Here is an 18075-nt window from a genome sequence, read left to right as displayed (position 1 = left end):
TCCTCTCGGACGTTTAGTTATCAATAACTTATTAACGAGTATGTGGACCACGTTTGCGACCACGAACGATAAACTTGCTTGAACGCGCGTTGTGTGAACGTGTCTTCTTACCAGCAGTTTTCTTACCCCATGGTGATAGAGGTGATGGACGACCAACTGGAGCTTTACCTTCACCACCACCGTGTGGATGATCGTTAGGGTTCATTACAGATCCACGAACATGAGGACGTTGACCAGAGTAACGCTTACGACCGGCCTTACCAATGTTAATCAATTCATGTTGTTCATTACCAACAGAACCGACAGTGGCACGACAAGTTGCAAGAACCATACGAACTTCAGCTGAAGATAAACGTACAAGGACGTACTTACCTTCCTTACCAAGTAATTGAGCTGAGGCACCTGCTGAACGAGCAAGTTGACCACCTTTACCTGGTTTTAATTCGATGTTGTGTACCACAGTACCAACAGGAATGTTTGACAATGGTAATGAGTTACCAACTTTGATATCAGCATCAGGTCCAGATTGAACTTGCATGCCAACTTCTAATCCCTTAGGAGCAATGATGTATGACTTGATACCATCAGCATATACTAACAATGCAATATTTGCTGTACGGTTAGGATCATATTCGATTGCCTTAACGGTTGCTGGAACGTTGTCTTTGATACGTTTGAAATCAATAACACGATATTGGCGCTTTGTACCACCACCACGATGACGAACAGTAATTTTACCATAACTGTTACGACCAGCGGTGTGGCTCAATGGTGACAATAATGATTTTTCTGGAGTTGTCTTTGTAATTTCTTCAAAGTCAGAACCAGTCATATTACGTCGACCATTAGTGGTTGGTTTGTATTTACGAATTCCCACTATTTTTTCCTCCTATCTTAATTATTAATTATTCTTCGTTGAATAATTTAATTTCTTTTGAATCGGCAGATAAAGTAACAATTGCCTTACGACGCTTTTTAGTATAACCGGCGTAACGACCTTGGCGCTTTAACTTACCGCGAACATTCATGATGTTAACTTGCACAACTTTAACTTCGAAGATTTCTTCAATAGCTTTTTTAACTTGTGTCTTGGTAGCTCGTACATCAACATCGAATGTGTAGCGCTTATCATCCATTGTTGCCATTGATGCTTCGGTAATCACTGGACGTAAAATAATTTCGCGTGCTTCCATTATGCGAGTACCTCCTCTACTTGAGAAAGAGCTGCTTGAGTAATTACTAACTTAGTGTTATTAACTACATTTAAAATGTTGACACCAGATGCACTAACTACTGTAACGTTTGGTAAGTTACGTGCAGATAATTCAACATTTTCACTGCTTTCATCAAGTACTAATAAAGTTTTTTCAGAAACTTTTAAGTTGTTTAGAACAGCTGCAAAGTCTTTTGTCTTAGGAGCGTCAAGCTTCAATGAATCAACGACGACGAGGCCGTTATCAATAACTTTCTGTGAAAGTACTGACTTCATAGCTAACTGACGAACCTTTTGAGGTAACTTGTAGCTGTATGAACGTGGTGTAGGTCCGAAGACGATACCACCGCCACGCCATTGTGGTGAACGGATTGATCCTTGACGAGCACGACCAGTTCCTTTTTGACGCCATGGCTTCTTACCACCACCGCGGACAGCACTACGATTTTTAACCGCATGTGTACCTTGGCGTAATGAAGCACGTTGACGTAGAATTGCGTCGAAAACAACACTTTCGTTTGGTTCGATACCGAACACATCAGCATTCAAATCAACTGAACCGTTTTCTTTACCATCTTGTTTATATAATGCAACGCTTGTTGTCATTACCTAGTTCCTCCTTCCTTAAGCTTTGTTTGCTTGCTTGCTAAGATTTTTCTTAGTGAAAGCTTTAACTGAATTTGTAATTGTAACGTATGACTTGTTAGCGCCAGGAACATTCCCCTTAATTAACAATACATTGTTGTCTGTATCAGCACGAACGATCTTAAGGTTTTGCATTGTAACAGTGTTTCCACCCATGCGACCTGGTAGTGCTTTACCCTTGAACACACGGTTAATAACAGCACCGAGTGAACCTGGACGACGATGATAACGAGAACCATGAGACATAGGTCCACGTTGTTGGCCATCCTTATGGATGTTACCTTGATAACCGTGTCCCTTTGTGGTTCCAGTTACGTCAACGGCTTCACCAGCTTCAAATAATGAAGCGTTGATTTCGCCACCGACTGTAATGTCCTCTCCTAATTCAGCGTCTCGTATTTCACTAATGAAGCGCTTAGGAGTAGTTTTTGCTTTTGCTACATGACCTTGTTCGGGTTTGTTGCTTAAGAATTCGCGTTTATCGTCGAATCCTAATTGAACGGCATTGTAACCATCATTTTCAACTGTTTTAAGTTGTAAAACAACGTTAGGTGTGACGTCCACAACAGTGACAGGCACTAATTCACCAGATTCAGTAAATACTTGTGTCATACCGACTTTTTTTCCTAAGATTCCTTTGGTCATGAGTACACCTCCAATATTTTGTAATTTTTTCTAGATTAAAGCTTGATTTCGATATCTACACCACTAGGCAAGTCGAGTTTCATTAATGAATCAACTGTCTTAGGTGTTGGATTTACGATGTCAATCAAACGCTTGTGAGTACGCATTTCAAATTGTTCACGTGAATCCTTATGCTTATGTGGTGAACGGAGCACCGTGTATAAAGTACGTTCCGTTGGTAGCGGAATCGGACCTGAAATTGATGCACCTGTACGTTTCGCAGTCTCGACAATCTTGTCAGCAGACTGGTCTAAAATACGATGTTCATAAGCCTTCAAACGAATACGAATCTTTTGGTTTGCCATTTTGTTCCCTCCTTCGTCAATTTTTAAAAATTTGACTAGCTCCGTGAAAGTTACCGCCACATCCTGTGGCAAAGCGTCCGGGTGTGTCGCAATCTTTCACATCACCGCTCTTCATGTCTTGAACCCACCCGGGAGTAACATTCACCCCTTCGAAAGCTCAAGTACTTATCTATAATACTAGAATTTACGGGCGAGTACAAGCATTTTATGCAAATTATCCAAATATTTTCATTACATTTTTGTTACAGTATTTTGCGAAAAATCGACAAAAAAATCTCAAAATCTGAAATTAATCAAATTTTGAGATTTTTAAACATGTTAAGAATTATTCTTTAATGTTTGAACCACCATTTTTCTTGATGATTTCTTCTTGAACTGACTTAGGAACTGCTTCGTAATGATCAAATGTCATTGTGAAGACACCACGACCTTGTGATGCTGAACGAAGTGTAGTTGCATAGCCGAACATTTCTGATAGAGGAACATATGAATGAACTTGTTGTGCATTTCCACGTTCTTCCATACCATCAATGCGTCCACGACGTGCAGTAACTTGTCCCATGATATCACCCATGTATTCTTCAGGGATAACGATATCAACCTTCATGATTGGTTCAAGGATAACTGCACCAGCATTCTTAGCAGCGTTACGCAATGCTAATGAAGCGGCAACCTTAAATGAAGCTTCAGATGAATCGACATCATGATAACTACCATCATAAAGTTTGGCTTTCAAGTCAACCAATGGGTAACCGGCAAGCACACCATTTTCAAGTGATTCACGAAGGCCTTGTTCAACTGAAGGAATATATTCACGAGGAACAACCCCACCAACGATAGCATCTTCGAATTCAAATCCGGCACCTTCTTCGTTTGGAGTAAATTCAATCCAAACATCCCCATATTGACCTTTACCACCAGATTGGCGAACAAACTTACCTTGGGCAGATGTTTGTTTAGTAAAGGCTTCACGATAAGCAACTTGAGGAGCACCAACAGTAGCTTCAACGTTAAATTCACGTCTCATACGATCGATGATGATATCCAAGTGCAATTCACCCATTCCGGCGATTAATGTTTCACCAGTTTCAGGATTAGTTTCAGCCTTGAATGAAGGATCTTCTTCAGCAAGCTTTTGTAAAGCAACATCCATCTTATCTTGGTCAGCCTTTGATTTAGGTTCAACGGCAACTTGGATAACTGGATCTGGGAATTCCATAGATTCTAGCTTCAATGGATGATTTGGATCAGTTAATGAATCACCAGTAGTGGTATTCTTCAAGCCAATCGCAGCAGCGATATCACCTGAGAATACTTCTGGAATTTCTTGACGGTGATTTGAATGCATTTGGAGCAAACGACCAACACGTTCACGTTTGCCCTTAGTTGAGTTCAAAACATATGAACCTGATTCAAGTGTACCAGTATAAACACGGATAAATGTTAAACGACCAACGAATGGATCAGTTGCAATCTTGAAAGCTAAAGCAGCAAATGGCTTGTTATCATCAGCTTCAAGTTCAACGTTTTCACCAGTATCTGGGTCAGTGGCGTTGTATGGACGAACATCCAATGGTGATGGAAGATAGTCAACAACGGCATCCAACATCATTTGAACACCCTTATTCTTGAAGGCAGAACCAGCAAGAACTGGGAATAATGATAAGTCCAAAGTTCCTTTACGGATAGCAGCTTTAATTTCTGCCTTTGGTACTTCTTCTCCGCCAAGGTATTTTTCCATAATATCATCATCAACGTCAGCTAATTTTTCAATCATAGCGTCGCGACGTTTTTTTGCTTCTGCAGCAAATTCTTCAGGAATATCAACTGTATCCCATTCAGAACCATCGTCACCATGATACAAGTCAGCCTTCATTTCAACTAAGTCAATGATACCGCGGAAATCATCTTCGGCACCGATTGGCATTTGGATAGGTAAAGCGTTAGCTTGCAAACGATCCCCAATTGTTTCAACTGAGAAATCGAAGTTTGCACCCATCTTATCCATCTTGTTAGCAAAGACGATACGTGGAACATTGTATTCTGATGCTTGACGCCAAACTGTTTCAGTTTGAGGTTCAACACCGGCTTGTGCATCAAGCACAGCAACGGCACCATCAAGAACACGAAGTGAACGTTCAACTTCAATAGTGAAATCCACGTGTCCGGGAGTATCGATAATGTTAATACGGTGATCTTTCCATGCAGCTGTGGTAGCAGCTGATGTGATTGTGATCCCACGTTCTTGTTCTTGGGCCATCCAATCCATTTGTGAAGCTCCATCATGAGTTTCACCAATTTTATGGATTTTACCAGTATAGTACAAGATACGTTCTGTAGTAGTAGTTTTACCGGCATCAATATGAGCCATGATACCGATGTTACGAGTCATTTCAAGTGGAAATTCGCGTGTGTTTGCCATCTGAAAATGTGTCTCCTTCCAATTTTTAAATAATTAGTTAACTTCTGAAAAAAAGTGACTCCTATATGAACACATATAACAGCCACTTTTAAAAGGGATTACCAGCGTCAGCTGATAACTTTGAATCTTACCAACGATAATGTGCGAATGCACGGTTGGCATCAGCCATTTTATGAGTGTCTTCACGTTTCTTAACTGAAGCACCAGTTTCGTTAGCTGCATCCATGATTTCACGTGCAAGACGTTCTGTCATAGTATGTTCCCCACGTGAACGTGAGTATTGAGCAATCCAACGAAGACCAAGTGTCGTACGACGATCTGGACGAACTTCAATCGGAACTTGATAGTTAGATCCACCAACACGGCGAGCCTTAACTTCAAGAACTGGCATAACATTTTCCATTGCTTGTTCGAAAACTTCAACGGGGTTGTTTCCAGTTTCTTCCTTAATCATATCAAATGCTGAATAAATAATTTTTGAAGCAGTTCCGCGCTTACCATCAATCATCAAACGGTTGATTAAGCTGGTAACTAGCTTTGAGTTGTACATTGGATCTGGTAAAACTTCTGGTTTTTGTACATGACCTTTACGTGGCATTAACTAACTTCCTCCTAAGCCTTTGGTTTCTTTGTTCCGTATTTAGAACGACTTTGACGACGTTCATCAACACCGGCAGTATCTAATGTACCACGGACGATATGGTAACGAACCCCTGGTAAATCCTTAACACGGCCTCCACGAATCAAAACAACACTATGTTCTTGTAAGTTGTGTCCGATACCTGGAATATAAGCAGTAACTTCGATTAAGTTTGAAAGACGCACACGGGCGTACTTACGTAAAGCAGAGTTAGGCTTCTTAGGTGTCATAGTTCCGACACGAGTAGCAACTCCTCGTTTTTGTGGTGATGGATTAACAATAGCTGCTTTTTTGTAGCTGTTGTAACCAAAGCTCAAAGCAGGAGCTTTTGACTTTGATGTTTGAGACTTACGTCCCTTACGTACTAATTGGTTAATAGTAGGCATTAAAATGTTCCCCTTCCGAATTTTAAGTCCACACATCCAGGTGGTTCATTTTTTCTTATAAAAAAATGACACAAGGATCGTGTTTTCATTTGTGATTCTTTTCGACGACAGTGAAAACTGTCAGTCGACAGAATAACTGTGTTGTGAAAAAGCACCTTTACAAGAATAGCATGTGTTTTTATCTATGTCAACGCACATCAAGCTAATTTCAACTAACTTTTTTAAATTAATTTAATTTGACTCCAGTAGCGTACTTATTAACTATAAAGGAGATTTCGACAATGTCAATTATAGCATTTTTGTACGGTACAGTTCTAGCCTCATTCATCACTTTGTGTGCGGACCGAATTCCCAAACACGTTTCAATTCTTTATCCACGTTCCCGCTGCGACAATTGCCAGGTTCAATTACGATATTGGCAATTAATCCCTATTTTTGGTTACCTGTTTCAACTAGGACACTGCAAAAATTGTCATCATCACATTTCACCCATATCAACATGCGTGGAATTAATTATTGGTTTGATTGCCTTACATGCACCGCTCAATCATCCTTTACAACTCATTTGTTTTATTTTATTCTATGGATTTTTATTATTCATTAGTTTAACTGATTTGTCACACCAATTTTTTTATTCCACCGGATTATTGGGACTCTTACCTGGTATTTTCATTTTTGAATCGGCTAAGCGTTGGGAATGGCAACTGGGTTGTGTGATGATTACAACCTTATTGTTTTTACTCTTACTCGCCCATTTAACTAACGGGTTAGGCTCGGGCGATATTGAATTAATTTTAATCTTTGAAATTTTACTCGGCTTTGAACAAACGATGTGGATTATTTGTATCTCGTCTTTACTCGCACTATTCACCATCTTATTAACTCGGCATCAATCACGAATTCCGTTCGTCCCTTTTTTAAGTCTCGGTTTCTTAATTGTGACGCAAATCTTCTACTATATGTAAAAAGGACACTACCGCAAGTTGCGATAGTGTCCTTTACTAGTTTGTGTCTCAAATTGAGCTACACTCTAGTTTTTGTTATTCAATTCTTGTTCAACTTCACTTGTTGATTTGATTGAGTATACGCCGTCAGTAGCTCCGACTTTAACAGACTTAGGCTTGATATTACGGTATTCACCCATACCAGTACCGGCAGGGATAATCTTACCAATAATAACATTTTCCTTAAGTCCAACAAGTGGATCATGCTTACCGCGAATAGCAGCATCAGTCAATACACGTGTTGTTTCTTGGAATGACGCAGCTGAAAGGAAACTATTAGTTTCCAAGGCAGCCTTAGTAATACCAAGGATAACAGGACGACCAGTTGCGGGAACTCCCCCAGCAACAAGGGTCTTGTAGTTTTCATCACGGAAATCATTGATATCCATCAAAGCACCTGGCAAGACATCAGTGTCACCTGGATCCATGACACGAACCTTACGGATCATTTGACGAATCATGATTTCAACGTGCTTGTCCAAGATTTCAATACCTTGCATACGATAAACCTTTTGGATTTCACTCAGCAAGTAAGTTTCAGTTGAAAGAACATCACGAACTTGGAGTAATTCCTTAGGATCGATGGCACCATCATTCAATGGAGCACCACGATGAATATAGTCGCCTTCAGCAACTCTCATACGAGACGTAATTGGTAATGTATACGTTCTTGTATCAGTTTCACCTTTGACAGTAACATCCTTAGTACGTTCTGCAGGATTTTCTTCGATTGATTCAACAGTCCCAGTAACTTCAGTAATTTCAGCTTTACCTTTAGGATTACGTGATTCAACAATTTCTTGAATACGTGGAAGTCCTTGAGTAATATCTTCGTTACCAGCCACACCACCGGTATGGAAGTTACGCATAGTCAATTGAGTACCTGGTTCACCGATTGATTGAGCGGCAACTGTACCAACAGCTTCCCCTGCTTCAACCCGATCACCAGTAGCAGCATTACGTCCATAACAACGTTCGCAGACACCATGTTTAGTGTTACAAGTAAATGCAGAGCGAATGGTTACCTTAGTAACACCAGCATCGATAATTGCTTGTGCAACACCTTCATCAATCATTTCATCGCGGCCAATCAGTACTTCACCCGTTTCAGGATTCTTAACTGATTTGATTGTGTAACGGCCAAGAATCCGGTCGTACAATGGTTCAATCATTTCGTTACCGTCAGTAATGGCAGTAACATCAAGTCCACGATCAGTATGACAGTCTGCTTCACGAACGATAACATCTTGAGCCACATCAACTAGACGACGAGTTAAGTAACCTGAGTTGGCAGTCTTCAAGGCAGTATCGGTCATCCCTTTACGAGCCCCATGAGTAGAAATAAACATTTCCAAAACGTTTAGTCCTTCACGGAAGTTAGAAAGGATTGGCAATTCCATAATCTTACCATTAGGCGCAGCCATCAAGCCACGCATACCAGCAAGTTGTGTAAAGTTTGAGATGTTACCACGGGCACCGGAATCACTCATCATGTTGATTGGGTTATGGAGATCCATATCATCAATCAATTTTTGTTGAACTTCATCCTTAGCGTTGTTCCATACACCGATAACACGTTCATAACGTTCGTCATCAGTAATCAAACCACGACGGAATTGCTTCGTAATTGTAGCAACTTCTTTATGAGCCTTATCGATAATTTCAGGTTTTTCTTTCAGAACAGGCACATCAGCACTACCAACGGTAATTCCAGAAATGGTTGATTCGTAGTAACCCAAATCCTTCATACGGTCCAAGAGTAATGATGTAGCTGTTACTTTATATTGCTTGTAAACTTCGGCAATGATATCTGACAAGAAGCCTTTACGGAAAGGTGGTACAAGTGGAGTTTCAGCAAGACGAGCTTTCAAATCTTCCCCAGGGTTCAAGAAGTCTGCATCAGCCACACCTTCTGTTAAGTTTTCACTAGTTGGTTCGTTCAAATATGTCAATCCTTCAGGAAGAATATCATTAAAAATCAACTTACCAACAGTTGTGATTAACACTTTACCGCGTTGTTCTGGCGTAAATGGTTTCTTTGGCATTGATGCTGTTGACACACCAACACGTGAGTGAAGATGGACATAACCATTTTGATAAGCAGTCCGAGCTTCGTTAATGTCAGTGAAGACCATACCCTCACCTTCACGACCAGCTTCTTCTGTCGTCAAGTAATAGTTACCAATAACCATATCTTGTGAAGGTGTAACCACTGGTTGACCATCACGAGGTGAAAGAATATGACCAGCAGCAAGCATCAACAAACGTGCTTCAGCTTGAGCTTCATCTGAAAGTGGTAAATGGATAGCCATTTGGTCACCATCAAAATCGGCATTGTAAGCTTCACACACAAGAGGATGCAAACGCATAGCTTTTCCAGAAACCAAAACTGGTTCAAAAGCTTGAATTCCCAAACGGTGCAATGTAGGGGCACGGTTCAACAGAACCGGATGTTCCTTAATTACGTCTTCAAGAACGTCATATACGTCATTGTCTTGGCGATCAATCTTGCGCTTAGCATTTTTGATGTTTGAAGCCAATTCACGAGAAACAAGTTCCTTCATGATAAATGGTTTAAACAATTCCATTGCCATTTGAACAGGTAATCCCATTTGGCTCATCTTAAGTGATGGACCAACATCGATAACTGAACGGCCAGAATAATCGACACGCTTACCAAGTAAGTTTTGACGGAAACGTCCTTGCTTACCTTTAAGTAAGTGAGAAAGTGACTTCAATGGACGGTTACCTGGTCCAGCAACTGGACGGCCACGACGACCATTATCAATTAAAGCATCAACGGCTTCTTGAAGCATCCGCTTTTCATTTTGAACAATGATTCCAGGAGCATTCAAATCTAACAAGCGTTTCAAACGGTTGTTACGGTTGATAACACGGCGATATAAATCATTCAAATCTGAAGTAGCAAAACGGCCACCTTCAAGTTGAACCATCGGGCGAAGATCTGGAGGCATAACTGGCACAACGTCCATTACCATCCAGTCCGGACGATTACCTGATTTGATGAAGGCTTCCAAAATGTCCAAACGACGAACTGCACGAGTCCGTTTTTGGCCAGAAGCATCTTTCAATTCTTCTTTTAATTCATCGGCTTCTTTTTCAAGATCAACATTTTCAAGCAACTGCTTAATTGCTTCTGCACCCATTAGGGCAGTGAAACGATTACCATACTCAAGTTTCTTTTCACGATAATCAGCTTCAGAAAGAAGTTGTTTTGGTTCCATTGGTGTATCTCCACCGTTGATAACAACGTATGAAGCGAAATAGATAATTTCTTCCAATGAACGTGGGCTCATGTCTAAGACAAGACCCATACGACTTGGGATACCCTTGAAGTACCAGATGTGAGTTACTGGTGCAGCTAATTCGATGTGACCCATACGTTCACGACGAACTTTAGAGCGAGTAACTTCAACCCCACAGCGATCACAAACAACACCCTTATAACGGATCCGTTTGTACTTACCACAGGCACATTCCCAGTCTTTTGTTGGTCCAAAGATACGTTCGTCAAACAATCCATCTTTTTCTGGCTTTAAAGTACGGTAGTTGATGGTTTCTGGCTTTTTAACTTCACCAAATGACCAGCTACGAACCTTATCTGGAGATGCCAGACCGATTTGCATGCTTTCAAAGTTATTAACGTCAATCAAAGGATGATCCTCCTTATTTTAATTCTACAGTTTTTAAATGAAATTAATCTTGTTGAGTTTCTTTTGGAGATGCAACTTGGTCAACGGTTGTTGACGCAGTTTCTGTGGCTCCGGTTTGTTCTTGCGCTTGTTGTTCTTGTTGAGCAGCAAACTTACTTAGAGCATCAACGTTTACAACGTCGTCGCCTTCATCATCCATATCGCGAAGTTCAATTTCTTCATCTTCTGAATCAAGAACCTTCATATCTAGTCCAAGTGCTTGTAATTCCTTAACGAGAACACGGAATGACTCTGGAACACCTGGCTTTGGAATTGGTTCACCCTTAACGATTGCTTCGTATGTCTTAACACGACCAACAACATCATCGGATTTGTAAGTCAAGATTTCTTGAAGGGTATAAGCAGCACCATAAGCTTCAAGAGCCCAGACTTCCATTTCACCAAAACGCTGTCCACCAAATTGTGCTTTACCACCAAGTGGTTGTTGAGTAACTAATGAGTAAGGTCCAATTGAACGAGCATGGATCTTATCATCAACCATGTGGGCAAGTTTCATATAATGCATGACACCAACAGCAATTCGGTTATCAAATGCTTCACCAGTCCGACCATCATATAAGACAGTCTTACCATCAGCTGGTAAACCGGCTTCACGCACAGCAGCCCAAACATCGTCATCAGTTGCACCATCGAAAACTGGTGTTGCAACGTGAATGCCAAGTTCTTTAGCAGCCATACCTAAATGCAATTCGATAACTTGTCCGATATTCATACGTGAAGGCACACCCATGGGGCTCAACATAATGTCGATTGGAGTACCATCTGGCATGTATGGCATATCTTCTTGAGGGATCACAACGGAAACAGTACCTTTGTTACCATGACGTCCGGCCATCTTATCACCAACTTGAAGCTTACGCTTTTGGGCGATGAAGACACGAACCATCATGTTAACACCTGGTGACAATTCATCACCATTTTCACGAGTAAAGATTTGAACGTCTTGGACGATACCTTCTCCACCATGAGGAACCTTAAGTGATGTATCACGAACTTCACGTGATTTTTCACCAAAGATAGCGTGTAGCAAACGTTCTTCAGCTGATAATTCTGTTACACCCTTAGGAGTAACCTTACCAACTAAGATGTCACCATCATGAACTTCAGCACCAACACGGATAATACCTTTGTCATCAAGATCCTTGAGTGAATCTTCACCGACGTTAGGAATTTCACGAGTCATTTCTTCAGGTCCGAGTTTAGTGTCACGAGCTTCTGATTCATATGATTCGATATGAATTGAAGTGTAAACATCATCACGAACAAGTCGTTCATTAATAGCGATGGCATCTTCGAAGTTATAGCCTTGCCAAGTCATGAATGCAACAATTGGGTTTTGACCAAGTGCTAATTCACCTTGTTCCATTGAAGGACCATCAGCAAGAATTTCGTTTGATTCAACCTTGTCGCCTAATTTAACAATTGGACGTTGGTTGTAGTTCTTACCACCATTTGAACGGTGGAATTTCATTAATTTGTAGTTATCAAGTGCGCCATCTTCACGGCGAACACGAATTTCACGAGCATCAACGTATTCAACTACACCATCATTTTTGGCAATTAAAGCAACGCCAGAATCATGAGCAGCATCGTATTCGATACCAGTACCAACAAGTGGTGAATGAGGGTCAAGCAAAGGAACAGCTTGACGTTGCATATTGGCACCCATCAAAGCACGGTTAGAATCATCATTTTCCAAGAAAGGAATACATGCAGTGGCAACGGCCACAACTTGTTTAGGTGAAACGTCCATGTAATCAAGGTTTTCGATACCAGTTTCCAAGTTCTCTGATTGAGCACGAGCCATAACTGTATCGTCAACAAATGAACCATCATCATTCAACTTCGAGTTAGCTTGAGCAATAACGTAATTATCTTCTTCGTCGGCAGTCAAATAATCGATTTTTTCAGTAACCTTATGAGTATCCCATGACACACGACGGTATGGAGTTTCAATAAATCCATAACGGTTGACACGAGCGTAACTTGAAAGACTATTGATCAATCCAATATTAGGACCTTCAGGAGTTTCAATAGGACACATACGACCATAATGGGTATAGTGAACATCTCGAACTTCATATCCGGCACGATCACGAGTCAAACCACCAGGTCCAAGGGCAGACAAACGACGTTTATGCGTCAATTCACCCAAAGGATTGGTTTGATCCATGAATTGTGAAAGTTGTGATGAACCAAAGAATTCTTTGATTGAAGCCACAACGGGACGAATATTAATCAATTGTTGAGGTGTAACTGTTTCACGATCTTGGATTGACATCCGTTCGCGAACCACACGTTCCATCCGTGAAAGGCCAATCCGGAATTGGTTTTGTAGTAATTCACCAACTGAACGAATACGACGGTTACCCAAGTGATCAATATCATCGGTGTTTCCAATACCTTCTTGTAAATCAAAGAAGTAGTTCATTGAAGCCAAGATATCTGCAGGCACAATGTGCTTATATTTAAGATCAATATGACCGTTACCAATGATAGGAACTTCACGTTCAGGATCATTCTTAGAAAAGACCATAATCTTTTGTAAGATAACTGGGTCAGTCACAACAGCTTGTTCTGAAGGTGTGTATGTGATGGTCTTGAAGTCTTCACGATCAAGGTATTCGCCTAAATCTTTCATTACTTCTTTTGTAATCACGTCACCCTTTTGAGCAATAACTTCACCAGTTTCTGGATCAGCTAATGTTTCTGCCAAAGTTTGATTTAATAAACGAGTCTTCAAATTAAGCTTCTTGTTAGTCTTGTAACGACCAACTGGAGCCATGTCGTAGCGTTTTGGATCGAAGAAACGAGCCGTCAACAAACTACGTGAAGAATCAGCAGTCTTAGGTTCACCTGGACGAAGACGTTCGTAAACATCTTTCAAGGCTTCTTCAACACGTGAATCTTCATTATTCTTGTGAATATCTTTATCTAGGGTCAATGAAAGTGAATCATTGTTACCAAACATATCGATAATTTCATCATCAGAACCAAATCCTAAAGCACGAACTAGTTCTGTCAATGGAACTTTACGAGTTCTATCGATACGAACATAAGAAACGTCCTTAGCATCAGTTTCATATTCCAACCATGCACCACGGTTTGGAATAAATGTTGCGCCGAAACTAGGGCGACCGTTCTTGTCAGCTTCTTCACTAAAGTAAACCCCTGGTGAACGAACCAATTGAGAAACGATAACACGTTCAGCACCATTAATAATGAAAGTACCTTGGTTCGTCATTAATGGAAAATCACCAAAGAAAACATCTTGAGATTTGATTTCGCCAGTTTCGTGGTTCGTCAAACGAAGTGTGACATGCAATGGAGCTGAGTAGTTTGCATCATGTTCACGCGCCTCATCCACTGTATACTTTGGTTCTAATAATTGATAATCAACAAACTCTAATGATAAGTTTCCTTGGAAATCATCAATAGGCATGATGTCATCAAACATCTCTCGCAGACCTTCATCTAGGAACCATTGATAAGAATCAGATTGAATCTCGATCAAGTTAGGTAAATCTAGAACTTCTTTGATCCGTGAGTAACTACGACGAGTACGATGTTTTCCGTACTTAACTAAATGTCCGGCCAAGCTGTTCACCTCTCTGTTTTTGATTGACAGAATCCATCCTTCAAATGTTACATTTTGGTTACAAATGCACCTCAGCAACGTTTTTAAGCACAAAAAAATCCAAAAACAACCACTGTTGCTTTTGGGTTCTATTATGAAGCGCAACATGGACAATAGATCATGTTGCTCAAATGGACTCACAAATATATACAAATTCAATTTTACTGCATTCCTGTTAAATGTCAACCGTTTTGCTTACAATTAATCTTGTTCTTCTGCAATTCCAAATAATACTAATTTTAAGGATAACTTACCCTTATCACGGCTTGAAATTGATGAACCACCAACACGGTAAAAACTACTAAACATGGCATTCAAACTAGAAATTAGAATGTCAGCAGCTTCATCAGGTAAAACTTCTTTTCTTAGGTTAACTTCGGGTAAATTAAAGTAGCCAGTCAATGGATCAAGATAATACATCCGATAAAGCATCCCCAGTTTCCGTTGCCCTGCTGGTGATAGGTGCGCATAACTTTCGTGAATAAAAATGCCAACACCCTTTGGATGAATATCAAAAATGTTCTTAGTAATCTCATCAAGTCGGTTAAGGGGTTGTAAACGAGGTTTTAAAACGCCTTGTCCAATTACCTCACGGACGTCTTTTCCGACACGGTTAACGACTTCCAAATAAACTGCTTCTTTATCATTAAAATGATGATACATTGCAGGTTGTGTAATGCCAGCAACATCAGCGATATTACGCGTTGAAGTTTCGGCATATCCCTTTTCCAGGAATACTTTGCGGGCTGAGTTAATGATTAGTTCGCGTGTTTTTTCACTTCTTGATTGCTCCTGAACCATTGTATTGCTCCAATCTTTTGATTTAACGTACAAGATATGACACAAAACGGAAAGTTAGATACCTAAACTAACTATACTCTATAAAAAAAGCTTAGAGAAAAAAGCTCTCCCTAAACTACCCAATGATCTTACTTCGCCGCTAATCCCGACGCATTGTGTTGATCTGTAACATTTAACTTAATTTTACCAGAACGAGCCCCAACTGTCACTGTATCTCCGACATTTATTTCACCTGACAAGATTGATTCACTCAAGAGATCCTCAATTTTGGTTTGTAAAGCTCGGCGAATTGGACGAGCACCATACTCTGGGTCAAAGCCTGCTGCTGCAACAACATCGATGGCAGCTGGCGTAACTTTCAAGTCAATGCCTTGTTCGCTCATACGTTTAATCACGTTTTTCATCATTAATTTAACAATTTGATGTAATTCTGGCTTCTTTAATGAATGGAAGATGACTGTTTCGTCAATCCGGTTCAAGAATTCGGGACGGAAATGTAATTTCAATTGTTCTTGAATGGTGCTCGACATTGCTTGATAGTTATCTTGCATGTCTTTGGCACCAAAACCAACTTCCTTTTCATCACGTAACGTGGTAGCTCCCAAGTTAGAAGTCATAATCAAGATTGTGTTTCTGAAATCAACTTTACGACCCTTAGCATCTGTCAAATAGCCATCATCTAAGACTTGTAATAACAAGTTAAAGACATCTGGATGGGCTTTTTCAGCTTCATCTAAAAGCACAACTGAGTATGGATGTTGGCGAACTTTTTCAGTTAATTGTCCACCTTCATCATAGCCCACATAACCTGGTGCAGCACCAATCAAACGGCTGGTACTGTATTTTTCCATGTATTCAGACATATCGACCCGAATCATGCTGTCTTCTGAGCCAAAGACTGATTCAGCCAAAGTCTTAGCTAATTCAGTTTTACCAACCCCAGTAGGTCCAAGGAACATAAATGAACCAATTGGACGGTTAGGATCTTTCAGGCCACTGCTTGAACGACGAATTGCTCGTGACACGGCAGAAACTGCTTCACCCTGACCGATAACCCGCTTATGCAAAATGCTTTCCAAGTTGACGAGGCGGTCACTTTCACTCTTTTGTAATTGTGTCAGTGGAATTCCTGTCCATTCAGCAACAACTTCAGCCACATCTTCACCAGTAACTTTCAAATCATACTTCGCATGACTATCTTCAACTGGGGCAGCTTGTTTGTCGAGCTTGGCCTTTAATTTGAGTTCTTCTTGGCGTAATTCAGCAGCCAAATCGAAGTTTTGATCTTCGATAGCTTCTTCCTTTTGAACACCAAGTTTTTCTAATTTTTCAGTAGCCTTCGTTTGTTTTGATGGTTTGTCTTGCGCATCAATTCGAACTTTAGCTGAAGCTTCATCCATCAAATCAATGGCCTTATCTGGTAAGAAACGGTCACTGATGTAACGTGATGACAAGGTAACAGATTGTTCAATCGCATCATCAGTAATTTCTACATGGTGATGGTCCTCGTAACGATCCTTTAAACCAGTCAAAATTTGAACGGCTTCGTCTTCAGTTGGTTCAGCAACTTGAACGGTTGCAAAACGACGTTCTAAGGCAGCATCTGATTCAATATACTTTTGATATTCATCTAACGTTGTCGCACCGATTGTTTGAAGTTCTCCACGAGCCAAAGCGGGTTTCAAAATATTGGAAGCATCGATAGCACCTTCAGCGCCACCGGCACCAATTAAGGTATGCAATTCATCAATGAATAAAATGACATTTCCATCACGATAAATTTCATCAATCACTTTCTTCAAACGATCTTCGAATTCACCACGGTACTTAGTGCCAGCAACTAATGAGCCCATATCGAGCATCATTAAACGTTTCTGAGCTAAATCACCAGGAACATCCCCACTAATAATCCGTTGAGCTAATCCTTCAGCAATCGCAGTTTTACCAACTCCGGGTTCACCAATTAATACTGGGTTATTCTTCGTCCGACGGCTCAAAATTTGAACCACCCGACGTACTTCTTTTTCACGACCCACCACGGGATCCATTTTATCTTCACGAGCACTCTGAGTTAAATCACGAGCTAGTGAGTCTAAAGTTGGTGTCCCTTCAGCTTGTGTTGATTTTTGCTTGTTAGCCTGGCGACGTTTAGGTGCGTCAGAAACTCCGAGACGACGCATTACAATGCGACGTGCTTGATTTAAATCAACATCTAAGTTGAGTAAAATGCGAGATGATAGAATACTTTCATCTGATAATAAGGCAAGAAGTAGGTGTTCAGTACCAATTTTCAAAGCGCCTAAGCGTTTAGCTTCTTCTCCAGCGACTGCGAGAATTTCTTTGGCTTTAGGAGAATATGGTAAATAACTATCCTTATCTGCGCCGGTTAAAGTCCCGTAACCAGTGAAGCGTTCAATTTCTTCGCGAATATCATCTTCACCAACTGAGAATTGTTGCAACACTTTGCTAGCAATTCCATTTTGTTCAATACTCAAAGCTAGCAGTAAATGTTCCGTACCTACAGCTTGATGTTTGAAATGTTTGGCCTGTTCTTGAGCCAAAGTAAGTACGTTTTTGGCGCTTGGTGTAAATAAGTTATCCATA

The 18075-nt window shown here is 40.6% G+C and carries 13 protein-coding genes; 1 reads left to right on the top strand and 12 read right to left on the bottom strand.

Translation table 11 applies throughout. From position 1 onward, the window contains the following. Positions 1 to 31: 31 nt before the first annotated feature. The 8 genes from rplB to rpsL all read right to left on the bottom strand — a co-directional run bounded on the left by rplB (position 32) and on the right by rpsL (position 6295). A complete protein-coding gene (rplB, locus tag FFM59_RS00275; protein WP_137601065.1) occupies positions 32 to 877 on the bottom strand; it encodes a 50S ribosomal protein L2 in 846 nt (281 codons plus the stop codon). Positions 878 to 905: 28 nt separating this feature from the next. After that, positions 906 to 1193 (bottom strand): 50S ribosomal protein L23, encoded by a 288-nt coding sequence (gene rplW, locus FFM59_RS00270; RefSeq protein WP_057889772.1) that lies wholly within the window; start codon positions 1191 to 1193, stop codon positions 906 to 908. After that, positions 1193 to 1819, bottom strand: coding sequence for a 50S ribosomal protein L4 (gene rplD / locus FFM59_RS00265; protein ID WP_137601064.1), 627 nt, complete (start codon positions 1817 to 1819; stop codon positions 1193 to 1195). The genes rplW and rplD overlap by 1 nt, the downstream gene beginning before the upstream one ends. 18 nt (positions 1820 to 1837) lie before the next feature. After that, a complete protein-coding gene (gene rplC, locus FFM59_RS00260) occupies positions 1838 to 2503 on the bottom strand; it encodes a 50S ribosomal protein L3 (RefSeq protein WP_137601063.1) in 666 nt (221 codons plus the stop codon). A gap of 35 nt (positions 2504 to 2538) precedes the next feature. After that, positions 2539 to 2847, bottom strand: a complete 309-nt coding sequence (gene rpsJ, locus FFM59_RS00255; protein ID WP_137601062.1) for a 30S ribosomal protein S10 — start codon at positions 2845 to 2847, stop codon at positions 2539 to 2541. A gap of 325 nt (positions 2848 to 3172) precedes the next feature. Beyond that, complete coding sequence (fusA, locus tag FFM59_RS00250) at positions 3173 to 5269, bottom strand: elongation factor G (protein ID WP_137601061.1); 2097 nt, start codon at positions 5267 to 5269, stop codon at positions 3173 to 3175. 127 nt (positions 5270 to 5396) lie between these two features. Beyond that, on the bottom strand, positions 5397 to 5867 hold the full coding sequence (rpsG, locus tag FFM59_RS00245) for a 30S ribosomal protein S7 (RefSeq protein WP_137601060.1): 471 nt from the start codon (positions 5865 to 5867) through the stop codon (positions 5397 to 5399). A 14-nt stretch (positions 5868 to 5881) separates the two neighbouring features. Beyond that, positions 5882 to 6295 carry a 30S ribosomal protein S12 gene (rpsL, locus tag FFM59_RS00240; protein WP_057889778.1) on the bottom strand — a complete coding sequence of 138 codons (414 nt, stop codon included), beginning with the start codon at positions 6293 to 6295 and terminating at the stop codon, positions 5882 to 5884. Positions 6296 to 6576: 281 nt separating this feature from the next. On the opposite strand from rpsL, the gene FFM59_RS00235 reads away from it, so the two are divergent. Beyond that, positions 6577 to 7260 carry a prepilin peptidase gene (locus FFM59_RS00235; RefSeq protein WP_137601059.1) on the top strand — a complete coding sequence of 228 codons (684 nt, stop codon included), beginning with the start codon at positions 6577 to 6579 and terminating at the stop codon, positions 7258 to 7260. Between the two features lie 65 nt (positions 7261 to 7325). On the opposite strand, the gene rpoC is transcribed toward FFM59_RS00235, so the two are convergent. The 4 genes from rpoC to FFM59_RS00215 form a co-directional block, all read right to left on the bottom strand. Then, positions 7326 to 10973 carry a DNA-directed RNA polymerase subunit beta' gene (gene rpoC, locus FFM59_RS00230; protein ID WP_137601058.1) on the bottom strand — a complete coding sequence of 1216 codons (3648 nt, stop codon included), beginning with the start codon at positions 10971 to 10973 and terminating at the stop codon, positions 7326 to 7328. Between the two features lie 43 nt (positions 10974 to 11016). Further along, on the bottom strand, positions 11017 to 14631 hold the full coding sequence (rpoB, locus tag FFM59_RS00225) for a DNA-directed RNA polymerase subunit beta (protein WP_137601057.1): 3615 nt from the start codon (positions 14629 to 14631) through the stop codon (positions 11017 to 11019). Positions 14632 to 14871: 240 nt separating this feature from the next. Next, on the bottom strand, positions 14872 to 15471 hold the full coding sequence (locus tag FFM59_RS00220) for a TetR/AcrR family transcriptional regulator (protein WP_137601056.1): 600 nt from the start codon (positions 15469 to 15471) through the stop codon (positions 14872 to 14874). A gap of 128 nt (positions 15472 to 15599) precedes the next feature. Then, entirely contained in the window at positions 15600 to 18074 is a 2475-nt protein-coding gene (locus FFM59_RS00215) for an ATP-dependent Clp protease ATP-binding subunit (RefSeq protein WP_137601055.1), read from the bottom strand. Position 18075 lies beyond the last annotated feature (1 nt).

The organism is Paucilactobacillus nenjiangensis, from assembly GCF_005405445.1.
Classification (GTDB): Bacteria; Bacillota; Bacilli; order Lactobacillales; family Lactobacillaceae; genus Paucilactobacillus; species Paucilactobacillus nenjiangensis.
This window is presented reverse-complemented; position numbering and strand designations above follow the sequence as displayed.